The 17,027-nt window shown below is 59.2% G+C and carries 16 protein-coding genes and 1 pseudogene; 13 read left to right on the plus strand and 4 right to left on the minus strand.

Annotated features, from left to right (window positions below; translation table 11 throughout):
• The first annotated feature begins 54 nt into the window (after positions 1-54).
• Positions 55-381, plus strand: coding sequence for a P-II family nitrogen regulator (locus V4R08_RS16195; protein WP_335580407.1), 327 nt, complete (start codon positions 55-57; stop codon positions 379-381).
• On the opposite strand, the gene V4R08_RS16200 is transcribed toward V4R08_RS16195, so the two are convergent.
• A complete protein-coding gene (locus V4R08_RS16200) occupies positions 371-1,303 on the minus strand; it encodes a LysR family transcriptional regulator (protein ID WP_335580408.1) in 933 nt (310 codons plus the stop codon). The genes V4R08_RS16195 and V4R08_RS16200 overlap by 11 nt on opposite strands.
• Positions 1,304-1,663: 360 nt before the next feature.
• On the opposite strand from V4R08_RS16200, the gene V4R08_RS16205 reads away from it, so the two are divergent.
• From V4R08_RS16205 to istA, 5 genes and pseudogenes are all read left to right on the plus strand, one after another.
• On the plus strand, positions 1,664-3,130 hold the full coding sequence (locus V4R08_RS16205) for a form I ribulose bisphosphate carboxylase large subunit (RefSeq protein ID WP_335580409.1): 1,467 nt from the start codon (positions 1,664-1,666) through the stop codon (positions 3,128-3,130).
• 14 nt (positions 3,131-3,144) lie between these two features.
• Positions 3,145-3,570, plus strand: coding sequence for a ribulose bisphosphate carboxylase small subunit (locus V4R08_RS16210; protein ID WP_335580410.1), 426 nt, complete (start codon positions 3,145-3,147; stop codon positions 3,568-3,570).
• A gap of 158 nt (positions 3,571-3,728) precedes the next feature.
• The gene (cbbX, locus tag V4R08_RS16215) at positions 3,729-4,643 is read left to right on the plus strand and encodes a CbbX protein (RefSeq protein ID WP_335580411.1); all 915 of its coding nucleotides are present in this window, start codon (positions 3,729-3,731) and stop codon (positions 4,641-4,643) included.
• Positions 4,644-4,901: 258 nt separating this feature from the next.
• Positions 4,902-5,207: a hypothetical protein gene (locus V4R08_RS16220; RefSeq protein WP_335580560.1), complete on the plus strand. Its 306-nt coding sequence runs from the start codon at positions 4,902-4,904 to the stop codon at positions 5,205-5,207.
• A gap of 140 nt (positions 5,208-5,347) precedes the next feature.
• Positions 5,348-6,538, plus strand: a pseudogene (gene istA, locus V4R08_RS16225) (IS21 family transposase); the annotation flags it as partial.
• Positions 6,539-6,623: 85 nt separating this feature from the next.
• Here the strand turns inward: istA and V4R08_RS18280 are convergent.
• Together V4R08_RS18280 and V4R08_RS16230 are read right to left on the minus strand one after the other, a co-directional pair.
• Positions 6,624-6,848, minus strand: a complete 225-nt coding sequence (locus V4R08_RS18280) for a succinate dehydrogenase/fumarate reductase transmembrane subunit (RefSeq protein WP_442935697.1) — start codon at positions 6,846-6,848, stop codon at positions 6,624-6,626.
• Positions 6,806-6,961 carry a hypothetical protein gene (locus tag V4R08_RS16230; RefSeq protein ID WP_335580412.1) on the minus strand — a complete coding sequence of 52 codons (156 nt, stop codon included), beginning with the start codon at positions 6,959-6,961 and terminating at the stop codon, positions 6,806-6,808. Before V4R08_RS16230 ends, V4R08_RS18280 begins: the two co-directional genes overlap by 43 nt.
• A 236-nt stretch (positions 6,962-7,197) precedes the next feature.
• Between V4R08_RS16230 and V4R08_RS16235 the strand changes: the two genes are divergently transcribed.
• The 7 genes from V4R08_RS16235 to V4R08_RS16265 are packed head-to-tail and all read left to right on the plus strand — an operon-like array spanning position 7,198 to position 14,665.
• Complete coding sequence (locus V4R08_RS16235) at positions 7,198-7,518, plus strand: helix-turn-helix domain-containing protein (RefSeq protein ID WP_335580413.1); 321 nt, start codon at positions 7,198-7,200, stop codon at positions 7,516-7,518.
• Positions 7,518-9,533 (plus strand): hydrogenase 4 subunit B, encoded by a 2,016-nt coding sequence (gene hyfB / locus V4R08_RS16240; protein WP_335580414.1) that lies wholly within the window; start codon positions 7,518-7,520, stop codon positions 9,531-9,533. The genes V4R08_RS16235 and hyfB overlap by 1 nt, the downstream gene beginning before the upstream one ends.
• On the plus strand, positions 9,524-10,480 hold the full coding sequence (locus V4R08_RS16245; RefSeq protein WP_335580415.1) for a respiratory chain complex I subunit 1 family protein: 957 nt from the start codon (positions 9,524-9,526) through the stop codon (positions 10,478-10,480). The genes hyfB and V4R08_RS16245 overlap by 10 nt, the downstream gene beginning before the upstream one ends.
• Positions 10,480-11,142: a hydrogenase-4 component E gene (locus tag V4R08_RS16250; protein ID WP_335580416.1), complete on the plus strand. Its 663-nt coding sequence runs from the start codon at positions 10,480-10,482 to the stop codon at positions 11,140-11,142. The genes V4R08_RS16245 and V4R08_RS16250 overlap by 1 nt, the downstream gene beginning before the upstream one ends.
• Complete coding sequence (locus V4R08_RS16255; RefSeq protein WP_335580417.1) at positions 11,139-12,590, plus strand: hydrogenase 4 subunit F; 1,452 nt, start codon at positions 11,139-11,141, stop codon at positions 12,588-12,590. The genes V4R08_RS16250 and V4R08_RS16255 overlap by 4 nt, the downstream gene beginning before the upstream one ends.
• Before the next feature lie 17 nt (positions 12,591-12,607).
• Complete coding sequence (locus tag V4R08_RS16260) at positions 12,608-14,119, plus strand: hydrogenase large subunit (RefSeq protein WP_335580418.1); 1,512 nt, start codon at positions 12,608-12,610, stop codon at positions 14,117-14,119.
• A gap of 12 nt (positions 14,120-14,131) precedes the next feature.
• A complete protein-coding gene (locus tag V4R08_RS16265) occupies positions 14,132-14,665 on the plus strand; it encodes an NADH-quinone oxidoreductase subunit B family protein (protein ID WP_335580419.1) in 534 nt (177 codons plus the stop codon).
• Positions 14,666-15,659: 994 nt separating this feature from the next.
• Here V4R08_RS16265 and hemA read toward each other — a convergent pair.
• Positions 15,660-16,988 carry a 5-aminolevulinate synthase gene (gene hemA, locus V4R08_RS16270; protein ID WP_335580420.1) on the minus strand — a complete coding sequence of 443 codons (1,329 nt, stop codon included), beginning with the start codon at positions 16,986-16,988 and terminating at the stop codon, positions 15,660-15,662.
• Between the last annotated feature and the right edge of the window lie 39 nt (positions 16,989-17,027).

Below are 17,027 nucleotides of genomic sequence, written 5' to 3' on the forward strand. Positions count from 1 at the left end.
CCAGTGGGAGGAGCGTCCGCCTCTGGTCGCTCCTGCCGAGGAGGAACACGTTGCATGAACGCGATCAAACTGCATCCGCTGAAAAAGCTGGAGTTCATTCTCGAAGGCGTGCACAAGGAATTCGTCACCGACTTGCTCGATCGCGCCGGAGTCAAGGGCTACACCATCGTTGGCAATCTGTCGGGCAAGGGCAGCCACGGCTTGTACGGAGGGCACCTGATGTTCAACGAGGATGACGTCCTCATCATGATCATCGCCGCCGTGCCGCAAAGCCTGGCCGATTCGCTGCTCGAGGGTTTCCAGCCGTTTTTCGAGGCCCACTCAGGGGTGATTTTCGTCAGCGACATCCAGGTCGGCCGCCTGGCCAAGTTCATGGCGTGAGCGGGACGGGCTGCGGATGCTTGGGCGAGGCCAGCGGGCGCGCCTGCTGGGTAAGGAACGCCAGGAAGGACTGCGCCACCGCCGACAGCCGCTTGCCCTTGCGGTGCACGACGAACCATTGCCGCATGATCGGAAAGTTCTCCACGTCGAGGGTGACCAGGCGGCGTGTCGCCAGCTCCAGCTCCAGGGTGTGTAGCGACAGGACGCCCAACCCCAGCCCGGCCTCGACCGCCTGCTTGATGGCCTCGTTGCTGCTCATCTCCATCACCGAATGGAATTCCACGCCGTGACGCGAAAAATGCCGCTCTGCCGCATTGCGCGTGCCAGAGCCAGGCTCGCGGGTAATGAAGCGCTGGTGACCTAGTTGCACCAGCGGAATCTGCCGGCGTTCGGCCAGGGGATGCGTGGGCGAGGCGATGACCACCAGCGGGTTGTCGAGGAACCCGCGCGCGACCAGCTCGGCGTCCTCTGGCGGTTGCCCCATGATGGCCAGATCCTGGTTCGACGCCGAGAGCGTCTCTAGGATATGCGTCTGGTTGGACACCTGCAGCCGCACCTGCACCTTGGCGTGGCAGGCGCAGAAGGCTGCAATCAGTTTAGGCATGAAGTAGTTGGCCGTGCTGGCCACAGTGAGGTCGAGTTCCCCGCGATGGATGCCACGGAACTCTTCTATGACGGATTCGAGGTCACGCATCTTGGCGCCGATGAGCGTGGCGTGGCGATGCAACTCGCGACCGGCATCGGTCGGCTGGATCTTTTTTCCGACGTAGTCAAACAGCGGCACGCCGATCTGCTCTTCCAGATGTCGCATCTGCATCGAGACCGCTGGCTGGGTCAGGTGTAGCGCGTCGGCTGCGCGCGTAAAGCTGCGCTGACGCACCACCGCGTCGAAGATCTGGAGCTGTCTGAGGGTCAGGTACATGGCTGATACATAAGCGAGTCTAATGCATTACATAAGAAATAACAATTGGTGTTTATTCTATCATCATTTATATTCAGCGCTCATGAATAGCGGGCGACGACACTAGCTTTTACGCTTTCATTGCCTATCCCATTGACCTTTCGAGGAAGCCTTCGCCAGATCGACCGCCGCTATCAGAAGCCCGATGGTTGCCGATCAGATGGGTGTCCAGTTCGATGTCGGGAGGGGAGGATCCATTGGCTGAGATGGCCAAGCTCTATCGTACGGGCAAACTTGATCCGCGCATCGGTGATACGGCCATTGCCGCGGAGTGAAATTCGATCCGGAACTTTCGCGGCTCACAGGGAGAAGGAGAGATATATGAACGCCCAAAACGAGAAGTCGATGACCGTCCGCGGCAAGGACCGCTACAAATCCGGCGTCATGTCCTACAAGAAGATGGGCTATTGGGAGCCGGACTACACGCCGAAGGACACCGACGTCATTTGCCTGTTCCGGGTTACGCCTCAGGATGGCGTCGATCCGATCGAGGCCTCGGCGGCGGTGGCCGGTGAATCCTCGACGGCGACCTGGACCGTGGTATGGACGGACCGCCTCACGGCGGCGGAAAAATACCGCGCCAAGTGCTATCGCGTCGACCCGGTACCGGGGGCGGAAGGCCAGTACTTCGCCTATATCGCCTACGATCTCGACCTGTTCGAACCCGGTTCGATTTCAAACCTCACCGCGTCAGTCATCGGCAATGTGTTCGGCTTCAAGCCGCTCAAGGCCTTGCGGCTCGAGGACATGAGACTGCCGGTAGCCTATGTCAAGACGTTCAAAGGGCCGCCCACCGGCATCGTCGTCGAGCGCGAGCGCCTCGACAAGTTCGGCCGGCCGCTGCTCGGCGCCACCGTCAAGCCGAAGCTCGGCCTGTCCGGCCGCAATTACGGCCGCGTGGTCTACGAGGCGTTGAAAGGCGGTCTCGACTTCACCAAGGATGACGAGAATATCAACTCACAGCCGTTCATGCACTGGCGTGAGCGATTCCTCTACTGCATGGAGGCGGTCAATCGCGCCCAGGCAGCGACCGGCGAGGTCAAGGGCAGCTACCTCAACGTCACGGCAGGGACGATGGAGGACATGTACGAGCGTGCCGAGTTCGCCAAGGAGCTTGGTTCCTGCGTCGTCATGATCGATCTGGTGATCGGCTACACCGCGATCCAGTCGATGTCGAACTGGTCGCGCCGGAACAACATGATCCTGCATCTGCACCGCGCCGGTCATTCGACCTACACGCGGCAGCGCAATCACGGTGTGTCGTTCCGCGTTATCGCCAAATGGATGCGGCTCGCCGGTGTCGATCATATCCACGCCGGAACCGTGGTCGGCAAGCTGGAAGGCGATCCGCTGACCACGCGCGGCTTCTACGATATCTGCCGCGAAGAGCACAATCCGATGCAACTCGAGCACGGCATCTTTTTCGACCAGAACTGGGCCAGCCTCAACAAGATGATGCCGGTCGCTTCCGGCGGCATCCATGCCGGCCAGATGCACCAGCTCATCCAGCACCTCGGTGAGGATGTGGTGTTGCAGTTCGGCGGCGGCACCATCGGTCACCCGATGGGCATCCAGGCCGGCGCGACGGCTAATCGCGTGGCGCTGGAGGCGATAATCCTCGCCCGCAACGAGGGCCGCGATTACGTTAGCGAAGGGCCGGAAATTCTGGCCAAGGCCGCCGCGAGCTGCACGCCGCTGAAGCAGGCGCTCGAGGTGTGGAAGAACGTTACCTTCAACTACGAATCGACCGACGCGCCCGATTATGTGACGACCCCGGCCGTAGCGTAAAGGAGGACATTAATATGCGTATCACTCAAGGTTGTTTTTCGTTCCTGGCCGATCTGACCGACGAGCAAATTACCAAGCAGATTCAGTACTGCCTCACCCAGGGCTGGGCGGTGAACATCGAGTTCACCGACGACCCGCATCCCCGCAACACCTATTGGGACATGTGGAATCTGCCGATGTTCGACCTGAAGGACGCGGCAGGCGTGCTGATGGAGCTGAAGGAGTGCCGGAAGGTCTATGGCGACCGCTACATCCGGATCTCCGGGTTCGATTCCAGTCCTGGCTGGGAGTCGGTGAGGATCTCGTTCATCGTCAACAGACCCAAGAACGAGCCGGGCTTCCGGCTCGAGCGCCAGGAATCCGATGGTCGCAACGTTCGGTACACCACGACCTCCTATGCGGTGGCCGAACGTCCCGAAGGTCAGCGTTATTCATCATGATTCCATCCGGCTAAGGCTGGACGATTTATCCTTTCGGTCGTCCAGCCCGGATGTACTGCTCCGTCGCCTCGTGACGACGGAGCCTTTCTCCCGACCGGTTTTCTATCGAGCGGTCGTAAAAAAGAAGCTCCCGGCCGAGGTTATCAGGACCATCTTCGATGCAAGAAAAAGTCAACCTTCGCGAGGAACTCGAGGCTGTTGGAATCGGCGAGATACTCAAGCAGCTCGATCAGGAGCTGATCGGTCTCAAGCCCGTCAAGACACGAATCCAGGAGATTGCGTCGCTTCTCCTCGTCGAGCGAATACGCAAGAAAATGGAACTGACGTCGGAGACTCCGACGTTGCACATGTCATTCACCGGGAACCCGGGAACCGGCAAAACCACCGTTGCCTTACGGATGGCCGATATTCTCCATCGGCTGGGTTATGTACGCCGTGGCCATGTCGTGTCGGTTACGCGCGACGAATTGGTCGGACAGTATATCGGTCACACCGCGCCGAAGACAAAAGAGATCCTGAAAAAGGCGATGGGCGGCGTGCTGTTCATCGACGAGGCCTATTACCTCCACCGGCCCGACAACGAGCGCGACTACGGCCAGGAAGCCATCGAGATCCTGCTTCAGGTCATGGAGTCGCAGCGCGAGGATCTGGTGGTAATTCTCGCAGGCTACGCCGACCGTATGGAAAGATTCTTCTCCAGCAATCCCGGTTTCCGCTCGCGCATCGCCCATCACATCGACTTCCCCGACTACACCAATGAGGAATTGCTTGCGATCGCGGAAGTCATGCTGAGCAAAATGAACTATAAGTTCACCTCTGACGCCCGCGACGCCTTTACACGTTACATCGCGTTGCGCAAGGCGCAGCCCTTATTCTCCAACGCGCGCTCGATCCGCAACGCGCTGGATCGTATTCGCTTGCGTCAGGCCAATCGCCTGGTCGCGGACGAGGACGCCATCCTGTCTGTCGACGATGTCCAGTCGGTGGTAGCGTCCGACGTTCTTGCCAGTCGCGTGTTCGAGACGTCGCAGCCTGCCATTGTCGAGCAATTGACCGACAAGAGAAAGCGATAGCCCTGCCGAGACCAGCCATTGTGGCCGCGTCTCGTTCTGCCGCAGATGTCGCGCGTCTCGGAAAGGAAAGACGGTGATCGATGCCGCCGGTATGCCGGACGGACGAGAGGTGCCGCTTCGTAGTTTGTCGAAAATTGCTCCGGAACCGGCAGCCGCAATCACCACATAAGCCGGGCTGGTGATAAAATCATGCGTCTTTCAGCAGGCGATAGGGCGAAGCCTCGGAGACGAAGTACTTTTGCTCATCGGTAAGGCCCAATGCCAGTTCTCGCGGTCGGGGATGCGATTTGCTGGGTGCCAGCAGAAGGGCTGCCATATTCTCCGGGGGCGCCCCTGGATGAGATCGTCCTGACCAACCTCAAAGAGCGTGTGCTGGCGCCTGACCGTATTGCTGACCTCCTGAAGTCGTTGATGGAACGCCAAGCCACGAAGAGCGAGTGGGCCAATCACCGGCTGCTCGCCCTGCAGAAGGAACTGAGCGACACCGAAGATTGCCTGAAGCTGCTGATTCCGAGCGAAATCGCCCACCATTCCGATTTTAAATCGCCCGCGATTCCGAAATGAAATCGCCCACCATTCCGAGATGATCTCGCTCACGATTCCGAGCTGAAATCGCTCGGGGGATGGCACCTCTTCCGGCCTGTTTAGGGTCCGCTCTTTCGGCTTTGCCAAGGAGGGTCCCGATGCCGATGGAGAGGATGTCGATGCGCCATGTGCGTGATTGCGTGAGATTGAAGAACGCCGGGATGTCGACGCGCGAGATTGCGCGGCGGGTCGGAGTGGCGTCGTCGACGGTTCGGTTGACGCTTCGCCGGTGCGAGGTCGCCGGCATCACCTGGCCGCTGGACGCCGGTTTGACTGATGCGGTGCTGGAGCAGCGGCTTTTTGCCGACGCTGGCGTCAAGTCTGGCCATCGTCGTCAGGCGGAGCCCGATTGGGTTGGGGTGCATCGCGAGATGCGTCGCAAGCACGTCACCCTGTCGATCCTCTGGGAGGAGTATATCGCCGCGAATCCGGGTGGCTACCGCTACTCCCGATTTTGCGATCTGTACCGGGAATGGGAAGGGCGCTTGCCGGTTACGATGCGGCAGACCCACCCCGCCGGCGAGCGTCTATTCGTCGATTATGCGGGCGATGGGGTGCCGGTCGTGATCGACCGGCTGACCGGCGAAATCCGCAAGGCGCAAATCTTTGTCGCGGTGCTGGGCGCGTCGAGCTTCACATTCGCGCATGCGAGCTGGACGCAAGCGCTCCCCGACTGGATCGACGCCCATGTCCGCGCCCTGGAGGCGATCGGCGGTGTTCCGCATTTGCTGGTACCGGACAATACCAAGACCGCCGTCATCAAGGCCTGTCTTTACGATCCCCAGGTCAACCGCACCTATGCCGAGATGGCGGCGCATTATGGTACTGCCATCCTGCCAGCGCGGCCGAGACGGCCTCGCGACAAGGCGAAGGTCGAGCAGGCCGTGCTCATCGTCGAGCGATGGCTTCTCGGGCGGCTGCGCCATCGAACCTTCTTCAGTTTAGCGGATGTCAACGCGGCGATCGCCGATCTGATGACGCATCTCAACGAAGAGCGCCCGATCCGGCGGCTCGGCGTGACGCACCGGCAATTGCTAGAACAGATTGATCGCCCGGCACTGAAGGTGCTGCCGACCGAACCTTACGAGTTCTCGGAATGGCGCACCTGTCGCGTCGGCATCGATTATCACATCGATGTTGCCGCCCATTATTACAGCGTGCCGCATCGCTTCGCCCGTGCCGAAGTTGATGCACGTCTGAACGCCTTCGCCATCGTGCTTTTGACGCTGCTCGGCGCAGCCGGCGAGAGCCTCGGTATGGATCGCCATCTCAAGGTCAACACCGCCAAGCGCCGAACTCATTCGCTGTTCCACCAGGGATGCATGCTCTACGAGTTGATCCCAAACATGCCGGATGTCCGCCTGCGCCCGCTTGCCGCCCGGTTTAGCGAATACATCAATCAACACGCCGCGCTAAATCAAACGTTCTCATGCGTGTGAATGAGGGGATACCTGAGCAGCCGCCTAGCAGATGATGAATGAGCGACCATGTGAAACAGAACAGAACGAACTCGCCGGGCGGCGAAGTAATGTATGCCTCGAATGCTCGATAGGATTTCGGACCTTCCTCCGCCGATATCAGCCACCAGGTAAGTAGGAGCGTTCCGAAATAGAGCGCCACGCCCGTTCGTCCGGTGCGCGATCGACATCATCATGGTTATCGAGCGTCGATAGATCGCGAAGTGCGGAGAAAGTGGTCTCGGCCTCAATCTGCTTTGATTCTTTGATTGACATTCGTCGTTCTCCATTCACACGAAAACTGTGACGGCATTGCCGTTTCCTGCGTGAGCTTCTGAGCTCGTTCACTCAAGCGATCGGTGCGCGCGATCCGGCGAAACACTCGTTCCATCGCCTGAACATACCTCCAATATAGATATATAACCAATCATTTATTGACATTATAACATTATTAGTTATGATAAAAAAATGATGTTTAGTATTACTTAAAATTCTGGCCGTGAGGCAATCAGATGATCACGTCGGCTCAATTGCAGGCTGCCAGGGTGCTTCTTGGTATTGATCAGCGTCAACTCGCGGAATTGTCCGGACTTTCCGTGCCCACCATTCAACGCATGGAGGCGAGTGAGACAATGGTTCGGGGCAATGTCGATTCGCTGGTGAAGCTGATTACGGCTCTCGACGCCGCCGGTATTGAGATGATCGACGAAGGAGCCGTTAGCAATTCTCAAGGACGTGGTGTGCGGCTGAAAATAAATTCCGGATCGGCAAGGACCTATTTGAACCATCAGATAGAAAACAAGGCATCGAGTGGAGCGAGGGCGCGAAGGTAATGTCGGCTGTCGTTTTGCAAATGCTGTGTGTTGCTGGGCTGCTTGGATTGGCAGTTCTGGCGACAGTCCTAAGTGGTTCAAACAACTCGACGGCCGTCATCTACAGCGCGACTTTGGCCGTTTCCTTGGTGGCATTTTTCGGGTCGGTTCGCTGGCTAGTTGGCGAAACGGGGAACGCTTCATATCTGACCTTGCCGATCGGATTGCCGTGGCTTGGCGCCCATTTCCGCGTGGATGCACTGGCCTCGTTTTTTCTTGTGGTCGTCAATCTGGGAGGAGCGGCAACAAGTCTCTACGGACTCGGCTACGGCCATCACGAACAGGCGCCGCACCGCGTGCTGCCTTTCTTCCCCGCATTCCTGGCCGGCATGAACCTCGTTGTACTGGCGGACGACGCGTTTTCCTATCTGCTATGTTGGGAATTCATGTCGCTCGCTTCCTGGGCGCTGGTCATGGCGCACCATCGTGAAACCGGCAACGCGAAGGCAGGTTACGTCTATCTCGTCATGGCAAGCTTCGGCACTCTCGCGCTGCTGCTTGCTTTCGGTCTCCTAGCGGGACCGGCAGGCGATTATGGATTCACGGCCATTCGCGCTGCCCAACATACGCCCTACGTGGCGACGTTGGTCTTGATCTTGATGTTACTCGGAGCCGGGTCAAAGGCCGGCCTGGTGCCGCTGCATATCTGGTTGCCGCTCGCTCATCCTGCAGCTCCCAGCCACGTCTCGGCGCTGATGAGCGGCGTCATGACCAAGGTCGCGATCTACGGTTTCATCCGAGTCGTATTCGATCTGCTGGGGTCGCCCACCTGGCCGGCGAGCGTGATCGTGCTCTTCCTTGGCAGCATCACCGCCGTCATGGGGATTCTGTACGCCATGATGGAAAAGGACCTCAAGCGCCTGCTGGCCTACAGCACGATTGAAAATGTCGGCATCATCTTCGTGAGCCTTGGCCTCGCGCTTGCCTTCCAGGCCAACGGCCAGAGGGCGGCGGCGGCGCTCGCCTTCACGGCCGCACTGTTCCATATACTCAACCATTCTTTCTTCAAGAGTCTGTTGTTTTTTGGGGCCGGCGCTGTCCTGACGTCGACCGGCGAGCGGGACATGGACAAGCTCGGCGGCCTCATCCACCGGATGCCGTTCACCAGCTTCGCCTTTCTGGTCGGCTGCGTCGCCATATCGGCCCTTCCACCGTTTAATGGCTTCGTGTCGGAATGGCTCATCTTCCAGGCTGTGTTGCAAAGTCCTGAACTGCCGCAATGGGCCCTGAAGATCATAGTGCCCGCGGTCGGGGCGCTGCTGGCCTTGGCTGCAGCGTTGGCGGCTGCGTGTTTCGTGAAGGCATTCGGTGTGACTTTTCTCGGACGACCGCGCAGCCCGGCCGCCGAATACGCTAAGGAAGTCGACCGCTACTCGCTTTCGGCGATGTTCATCCTGGCCATACTTTGCCTGCTGGCCGGAATCCTGCCGGGATTGGTCATCGACGTGCTTTCGCCGATCACGATGCAGATTCTCGGTAGCCGCATGCCGATACAGGCTAACGAGCCGTGGCTTTCGATCGTGCCTATTGCGGCGAGCCGCAGCTCATACAACGGTTTGCTGGTGATGGTATTCATCACGGTATCCGCCTCGCTCGCGGTTTTTGCCATCCATCGCTTCGCCTCTCATTCCCTGCGGCGGGGACCGGCCTGGGGCTGTGGTTTTTCCGATCCTACCCCCGCCGCTCAGTATTCGAGTGTAAGCTTCGCTCAACCGATCCGTCGTGTTTTCGGTACGCTCATGTTCCACGCCCGCGACCATGTCGACATGCCGGCTCCCGGAGATATCAGGCCAGCGCGGCTTAGGATCGAACTGCACGACCTGGTCTGGGAGGCAATGTACCTGCCGCTCGCGGGTGCCATCGGAGACGCGGCCCACAGGCTCAATCGCCTGCAATTCCTGACCATCCGCCGGTACCTCAGTCTGGTTTTTGCCACCCTCGTCACACTGCTGCTGGTGCTCGCGATATGGTCGTGATGTCAGACATTCTGCTGCAAGGCCTCCAGATGGCTCTGGTGCTGCTGCTCGCCCCGCTGCTGACCGGCTTTGTGCGTAAGATCAAGGCTCGACTGGTGCGTCGCAAGGGGGCTTCGATTTTTCAGCCGTATCGGGATCTCTTGCGGCTGCTCCGGAAGGAAGTGGTGCTGGCCGACAACGCGTCATGGCTGTTCCGCGTGACGCCCTACATAACGTTCGCCGCGATCTGGGTTGCCGCCGCCTTGGTGCCGACGTTCGCGACCGGGCTGCTGTTCAACTGGACGGCGGATCTCATTGCCATCGTCGCACTGCTGGGAAGCGCGCGCTTCTTTCTGGCGCTTGCGGGGTTGGATGTCGGCACCAGCTTCGGCGGGATCGGTTCCAGCCGCGAAGTCATGATCGCCGCGCTTGCCGAGCCGGCGATGCTCCTATTCGTCTTTTGCATGGCGCTCGTCGCCGGCTCGACCCAACTTTCGACAGTCGCGGATTTCATGGGCTCGCCCACTGTCGGCTTACGGGTATCGCTCGGAATGGCGATGATCGCGCTCATCATGGTGGCCCTTGCAGAGAACGCGCGAATCCCTGTCGATAACCCGGCCACGCACCTCGAGCTCACCATGGTGCACGAGGCAATGGTTCTTGAGTATTCGGGCCGCCATCTCGCGATGATCGAGTTTGGCGCGTTTCTGAAGTTGCTGCTTTATATCTCGCTGATCGCCTGTGTGTTCTTGCCCTGGAAGATCGCAGTTTTTGGGACGGGGGCCTTGTCATACGCCGTCGGCGCCGGCGCCTACCTGGCCAAGCTCGCGATCGCCAGCTTTTTCCTCGCGCTGTTCGAGACTGCCACCGCGAAGATGCGGGTTTTTCGAGTCCCCCAATTTCTCGGCGCGGCACTGATGCTGGGCCTGCTCGGTACGCTCCTCCTCTTCGTGTCAAGGAGCTTTTGATGCACGGCCTCTCGTTCGACATCGCTCATACGCTCGCTGGCGGGCTGGTTCTAGTCAGCTTCATGATGTTGTACCAGGACCGGCTATATTCGCTGCTCAACGTGTTTGCGCTCCACGCCCTGGTGCTCGCCCTTTCCGTCGCGTGGCAGGCCTTCATTCAGGACGCACCTCATCTTTACGTGACGGCCGCAATTGCCCTTGTATTCAAGGCCATCGTCATTCCAGTGGCGCTCCACCGCATCGTCAAACAGCTTGGGATTCACAGGGATATCGAGACGGCCGTGGGAATCGGCCCGACCATGCTGGCCGGGATGGGACTGGTCGCCCTCTCCATGGTGTTGATGCTGCGGGTGACCGCGGAGGCCGACGCCCTGGCGCGCGAGGATCTCGCCTTCGCATTGTCAGTTGTGCTGCTTGGACTTTTAGTCATGGTGACCCGTCGCAACGCGGTCAGTCAGGTCGTTGGGTTCATGTCGCTCGAGAACGGGCTGGTGCTGGCGGCTACCGGCGCCAAGGGCATGCCGCTCGTGGTCGAGATCAGCGTCGCCTTCTCGATCCTGATCGCTTTCATCGTCGTCGGCATCTTCCTGTTCCGGATCCGTGAACGTTTCGACTCGGTGGACGTGTCCGCACTCGACGACTACCGGGGCGAGCGGCGATGAACTTCCATTCCTTCAATCCGGTGGCGGCGGTGCTGCTGATTCCAATCTGCTCGGCAGCATTGCTGGCCGTACTGCCGGGCTATCGGATAACGGCGCGATTGAACGTTGTCGCAAGTTTGTTGACATTTCTTTCGGCACTCTCGTTGTTCGTGATCGAACGTCCGCAGCCAACACCATACGTGCTAGTCGATGACCTGAACATTGTCTTCATCGTGCTCAATACCTTCGTGGGTTTCACGACCAGTATCTTCAGCGCAAGTTACATCGCGCACGAACTCGACACCGGCCGGTTGACACCGACATACCTGCGTTTTTACCACGCCATGTATCAGACCATGATGTTCGGCATGAACCTGGCCTTCGTCTCGAACAATATTGGTTTGATGTGGGTGGCGGTGGAAATCGCTACCCTGACGACGGTGCTGATGGTTGGCATCTACCGCACGCACGCCGCCCTGGAAGCGGCGTGGAAGTATTTCATCCTAGGCAGTGTCGGGATCGCGTTCGCGCTGTTCGGGACCATCCTGGTCTACATGGCGGCGCGTCCGGTCGTGGGTGAGGGCCAGGACGCCATGATCTGGACGCTGCTGGTTGAGCACGCGGCGCATTTCGACCCTGCCCTTCTCAATGTCGCTTTTGTCTTCCTGTTTCTCGGCTACGGGACGAAGGTCGGCCTCGCTCCGCTGCATGCTTGGCTGCCCGACGCGCACGCCGAAGGTCCGACGCCGATTTCGGTGGTGCTGTCTGGCCTGCTGTTGAATGTCGCGCTCTATGCCCTCCTTCGCTTCAAGATATTGCTCACCGTCAGTCCGGACGCGATTGCTCCCGGCCCGCTGATGGTGACGATGGGTCTGGTTTCGCTCGTCTTCGCGGCGTTCATGCTGTACCGTCGACGCGACATCAAGCGTCTGTTTGCCTACTCTTCGATCGAACACATGGGGATCATCGTGTTCGCGTTCGGAATGGGCGGCCCACTCGCCAATTTTGCCGGACTGCTGCACATGATGATGCACAGCCTGACCAAGTCGGCGATCTTCTTCGCCGTCGGGCATATTGCGCAGGTCAAGGGCTCGCAGCGGATCAACAGGATCCGGGGCTTGACGGTGACCCATCCGGCGCTTGGCTGGGGCTTGGTGGTGGGTGTCGTCGCGATCGCCGGTTTGCCGCCACTCGGCATCTTCATGAGCGAATTTCTTGTCGTAAGCTCCACCTTTGCGCGGCAACCCTTGCTCGCAATCGTGCTTGTGTTCGGGCTTCTGCTGGCTTTCGGCGCATTGATGTTGCGCCTGACAAGCGTCGCATTCGGTAATCCCCGCGGCGGCACGGCTCCGGTCGAGGCGTCCTATGTCCCGATGTTTGCCCATCTCTCGCTGGTTCTGATCGCCGGAATCTATCTCCCCGCGCCGGTCGTCGTTTGGTTCCAGCATGTGGCAATCCTTCTTGGATAGCGCTAGGAAAACATGACATGCCATCCTTGATTGATCTCATGCTCGAGGGCCAACTGGTCCAGCGCCATTCTCCTTGGCCGCGAGCCGTAGTCGATGCCTCCGTCTGGAATTTTGCAGCAAGCGAGCTGGCACGGGGTCGTTGGAGCTTGCTCGGCCTATGGGGCGAACCCTCGACAGTGCATATGGCGATCATGGATGAGCAGACGTCGGAAATCGCCGTCGTCAGCCTGGACTGCTTCGATCGCGCTTACCCTTCTGTCAGCCAGCATCACCCGCCAGCGCTTCGATTGGAACGGGCCGTGCACGATCTGTTTGGACTGGTGGCGGAAGGCTCGTCGGATACCCGCAGTTGGCTTGACCACAACCGGTGGGGCGTGCGGTTTCCGTTGGGAGATCGCATTGATGCCTTGCCGCAAGCGTCTCCCTACTTTTTTCTTCCGGCCGAAGGCGACGGCCTGCACCAGATTGCAGTCGGTCCCGTGCATGCCGGCACCATTGAGCCGGGGCATTTCCGATTCACGACCAGCGGGGAGACCGTGGTCCGCCTGGAACCGCGGTTGGGATATGCACACAAGGGCATCGAGAGGCTCATGATGGATGCCAGTCTCGTGCGGGCGGCCCAACTTGCCGGACGCGTATCGGGCGACAGCACGGTCGCGTATGCGTTAGCCTTTTCGCGGGCGGTCGAAGCCGCCCTGGAGGTGATGGTGCCTGATCGCGCGGTTTGGCTCCGTGCTCTTTTGGCGGAACTCGAGCGGCTTGCTCACCATCTAGGCGACATCGGGGGGATCTGCAACGATGCCTCCTTCGCGCTGATGCATGCGCATTGCAGTGTATTGCGTGAGGACGTGCTGCGCGCATCCAATGCCGCATTCGGACATCGGTTGATGCGGGATATCATCCTGCCCGGCGGCGTAACCCGCGACCTCGACAAGGACGGGACTGAGGCCATCCAGGCGGCTCTAGATAATATTCGTTTGCGCTTTCCGGCTTTGATCGAACTGTACGACAACACCGCTTCGCTGCAGGACCGTACCGTCGATGCCGGCGTGCTCAAGCCGGCATTGGCCGCCCAATATGCCGCTGGAGGCTACACGGGCCGTGCTTCCGGCCGATCCTTTGACGCGCGCAGAGCCCTTGCTTATCCACCGTATGAGAGCCTGCGCTTCGATGTACCAATCCTCGCCGAGGGCGACGTCAACGCGCGGGTCTGGATCCGTATTCGCGAGGTCGAACAGACTCTTTACCTGATCGACCAGATATTGACCCGGCTCCCTGAAGGCCCGCTGAGTATACAGGCGGGAGTATATTGTGAGCCGCGGGAGGGAATGGCTATCGTCGAAGGATTCCGAGGCGACGTCATGGTCTGGCTCCGCGTGCGTGATGGCAAGATCGAGCGGTGCCACCTACGCGACCCCTCATGGTTTCAGTGGCCGCTCGTGGAAGCGGCGATCGAAGGCAACATCGTCGCGGACTTTCCGCTCTGCAACAGGTCCTTCAACTGCGCCTATTCGGGCCATGATCTCTAAGGATGGCACAAGATGCGCAAGCTGCTTTTTGAAAGCCTGTTTCGCCGGCCAGTCACCGAACGGGCGCCGTCGCCCGATGATGCGGCGGTGACCGAGCTCGCGACCGCCGTCGCTCAGGCCGCACGGCGGCGACTCGGCCGAAGTCTTTCAATACGCGAGGTTGACGCTGGCTCCTGTAATGGATGCGAGCTTGAGATCCATGCCTTGAGCAATGCCTATTATGATGTCGAGCGCTTCGGCATAAGGTTTGTCGCCTCGCCGCGCTATGCCGACGTGTTGATGGTGACCGGTCCCGTGACCAAGAACATGCGCGAGGCGCTGGAGCTCACCTATGACGCCGTCCCTAATCCCAAGTGGGTCATCGCAGTCGGGGATTGTGCGCGGGATGGAGGGTGCTTCGCGGGCAGCTATGCGGTGGTTGGAGGGGTCTCCGAAGTCGTTCCCGTCGACCTCCACATTCCCGGCTGCCCTCCCACTCCGACGGCCATGCTGAAAGGGCTGCTTGCGCTGCTCGAAAGGGCAGACGCAGGCGCCACTCCCACTTGAGGATCTGCGGACGACTACAACGATTCCAGGCCGGCTTGATCGCGGGCTGCGTCCAAGCCGCAATAATCGTTGTGATCACCCCCGCTGGTGCTCCTCTTCGCACAATATCGGGATAACGACCCCAGCGCGTCCGATCGCGACCTGGCGTCCTCGGTGATCTCGTTGCTGCCTCTAATCTACGTGGTATTCGCCGCAAGGGTGGCTTTGACAAAGCACCGCTACTTAACGCTGACGACTGACGACCACGCGAATCCGCCACGCATCGCGACTCATGCAATCTTCCGAGCCTGAGCGGGCCGCGGGTACGATTGCCATCTGTCTCTTGGATGCGCATCATTTGCCTTGCAGCCGCCTCCCGCCAGCCTGGTGGCTATGAACTGGCATCTCGACACCTACGCAGCAGCACCTATGATTTGGTCGGGAATTATAAGTGTCGCTGTGGCCAGCTTTGGAGCAAACTCGTATGCTGCGGTCGACGCGTTTAACTTTTGATCCGACAAGCGTTCTCGTAACCGACGACCTTCAATCCATTTCACCGAGCGCGCCGAAACAATACGGGCTTCGCGCACTTCCTTTAGCGCTTCCCTTTTCCAACACCTGGGAGAGCGAAGAGGTTTTCGAGCGCCACCCTCGCTTTCCGGACCGCTTCATCCTGAAAAGGCATTATTTTCAAGGGTAAATCGTCCGATCAAGGAGAAGGCAGGTATCGTTGGGCGAATTTATCCTCCACGCCTGTAGCTGCGCCAGGATCTCGGAAAGCAAATAGGAAGGCTACCAATCCGAAGCCTTCATCTCGATCCTCATCGCAGTTTTGTTACCGTCGCCCATGAGGTCAGGCCCTTTCTTGAAATGCAGTACAGGACGATCGCGATCTGGTGCCTTTGTCCGTCCGCTAGTTGTTGTCCGATCCAGCACCGGCGTGCGGTGAAATCATCGTGTCGCTGCTGTTAACCCGGGAAATAGCTTAGAACGCGCACGTGCTGAAGAAAATAAATCAGCGCCACAAACCAAGCCGATCCCATACGTTCACAAGAGCCTTAACCAGATGGTCCGTTTGCGAGTCCGTGTGGAACGGCGACGGAGTGATCCGCAACCTTTCCGCGCCCTTTGGCACTGTCGGGTAGTTAATCGGTTGGATGTAGATCGCGTGCTTCTGCAATAGCATCTCGCTTGCCCTTCGACACTGCTCGGAATCACCGACCATTACCGGCAGGATATGACTGTCAGTCGGCAGCAGAGGAAGGGCAGCGTCACGAATCAACCGCTTGAGTCGGGCGGCGTTCTCTTGATGCCGCAAGCGTTCGTGATCCGAAGATCTCAAGTGACGTATGGCGGCTAAAGCTGCAGCGCACACCGGCGGCGGAATCGCCGTGGTAAAGATAAATCCAGGAGCATACGAGCGTACCGCATCGATGAGCCGCGCGCTCGCCGCGATATAGCCGCCCAAGCCGCCGTAGGCTTTAGCTAACGTTCCTTCGATGACATCGACAAGTCCGGAAACGCCGTCGCGTTCGGCAACGCCTGCCCCGGTCGGTCCATACATTCCCACAGCGTGGACTTCGTCACAGTAAGTCAATGCATTGTGACGTCTGGCGAGTTCGCAAATCGATCTCATGGGAGCGAAATCGCCGTCCATAGAATAAAGACTTTCGAATAGCACGATCTTGGGACGGCTCTGACCTGCGGATGTCAGTAGCTGCTCGAGATGACCGAGGTCGTTGTGCCGAAAGACCTGCTTCGGACAATTGGACTGGTTGACGCCTTCGATCATCGAGTTGTGATTCAACTCATCGGAGAGAATCAGGCAGTTCGGAATAAGCTTGGCGATCGTCGATATGCTGGATTGGTTTGCAACGTATCCTGACGTGAACACCAGCGCCGCTTGCTTTGCATGCAGGTCCGCAAGCTCCCGTTCCAGTTCCACCAAGGGATGATTCGTACCTGCGATGTTACGGGTACCGCCGGACCCGGTTCCCAAACGGCGTGCCGCATCGATCATCGCCTGGACCACGGCCGTGTTCTGGCTCATGCCAAGATAGTCGTTCGAACACCAGATCGTCACATCGCGGGGGCCGTCCTTCGAATGCCAGACGGCATAAGGCAATCGGCCGACAATCCTCTCAAGGTCAACAAACGTTCTGTACCGGTGCTCCTCCTTCAGGCGAAGGGTGGCGCTTTCGAATACTGTTTCAAAGTCGGAATAAACGACGTTCTGAAGAACGTCTCCCGATGCAGACGGGCCGGGACCGATGCCTTTCGAGACATCAGTGGAAGGGATGTATGGACCCGGTGCGGCAGGTTCGGCATTTTTCGGTTGCGACATTCGACAGTCCCGCCTCATAGGCTCGGTTTGCCCGCCGCG

This window comes from Nitrobacter sp. NHB1 (assembly GCF_036964665.1).
In the GTDB taxonomy this organism is placed as follows: domain Bacteria; phylum Pseudomonadota; class Alphaproteobacteria; order Rhizobiales; family Xanthobacteraceae; genus Nitrobacter.

What these genes read in the sequence shown, in the direction of transcription:
- V4R08_RS16195 (WP_335580407.1), top strand. Translation starts at nt 55, where the DNA reads ATGAACGCGATCAAACTGCATCCGCTGAAAAAGCTGGAGTTCATTCTC.
- V4R08_RS16200 (WP_335580408.1), bottom strand. Translation starts at nt 1,303, where the DNA reads ATGTACCTGACCCTCAGACAGCTCCAGATCTTCGACGCGGTGGTGCGT.
- V4R08_RS16205 (WP_335580409.1), top strand. Translation starts at nt 1,664, where the DNA reads ATGAACGCCCAAAACGAGAAGTCGATGACCGTCCGCGGCAAGGACCGC.
- V4R08_RS16210 (WP_335580410.1), top strand. Translation starts at nt 3,145, where the DNA reads ATGCGTATCACTCAAGGTTGTTTTTCGTTCCTGGCCGATCTGACCGAC.
- cbbX (WP_335580411.1), top strand. Translation starts at nt 3,729, where the DNA reads ATGCAAGAAAAAGTCAACCTTCGCGAGGAACTCGAGGCTGTTGGAATC.
- V4R08_RS16220 (WP_335580560.1), top strand. Translation starts at nt 4,902, where the DNA reads ATGCCAGTTCTCGCGGTCGGGGATGCGATTTGCTGGGTGCCAGCAGAA.
- V4R08_RS16230 (WP_335580412.1), bottom strand. Translation starts at nt 6,961, where the DNA reads ATGTCAATCAAAGAATCAAAGCAGATTGAGGCCGAGACCACTTTCTCC.
- V4R08_RS16235 (WP_335580413.1), top strand. Translation starts at nt 7,198, where the DNA reads ATGATCACGTCGGCTCAATTGCAGGCTGCCAGGGTGCTTCTTGGTATT.
- hyfB (WP_335580414.1), top strand. Translation starts at nt 7,518, where the DNA reads ATGTCGGCTGTCGTTTTGCAAATGCTGTGTGTTGCTGGGCTGCTTGGA.
- V4R08_RS16245 (WP_335580415.1), top strand. Translation starts at nt 9,524, where the DNA reads ATGGTCGTGATGTCAGACATTCTGCTGCAAGGCCTCCAGATGGCTCTG.
- V4R08_RS16250 (WP_335580416.1), top strand. Translation starts at nt 10,480, where the DNA reads ATGCACGGCCTCTCGTTCGACATCGCTCATACGCTCGCTGGCGGGCTG.
- V4R08_RS16255 (WP_335580417.1), top strand. Translation starts at nt 11,139, where the DNA reads ATGAACTTCCATTCCTTCAATCCGGTGGCGGCGGTGCTGCTGATTCCA.
- V4R08_RS16260 (WP_335580418.1), top strand. Translation starts at nt 12,608, where the DNA reads ATGCCATCCTTGATTGATCTCATGCTCGAGGGCCAACTGGTCCAGCGC.
- V4R08_RS16265 (WP_335580419.1), top strand. Translation starts at nt 14,132, where the DNA reads ATGCGCAAGCTGCTTTTTGAAAGCCTGTTTCGCCGGCCAGTCACCGAA.
- hemA (WP_335580420.1), bottom strand. Translation starts at nt 16,988, where the DNA reads ATGTCGCAACCGAAAAATGCCGAACCTGCCGCACCGGGTCCATACATC.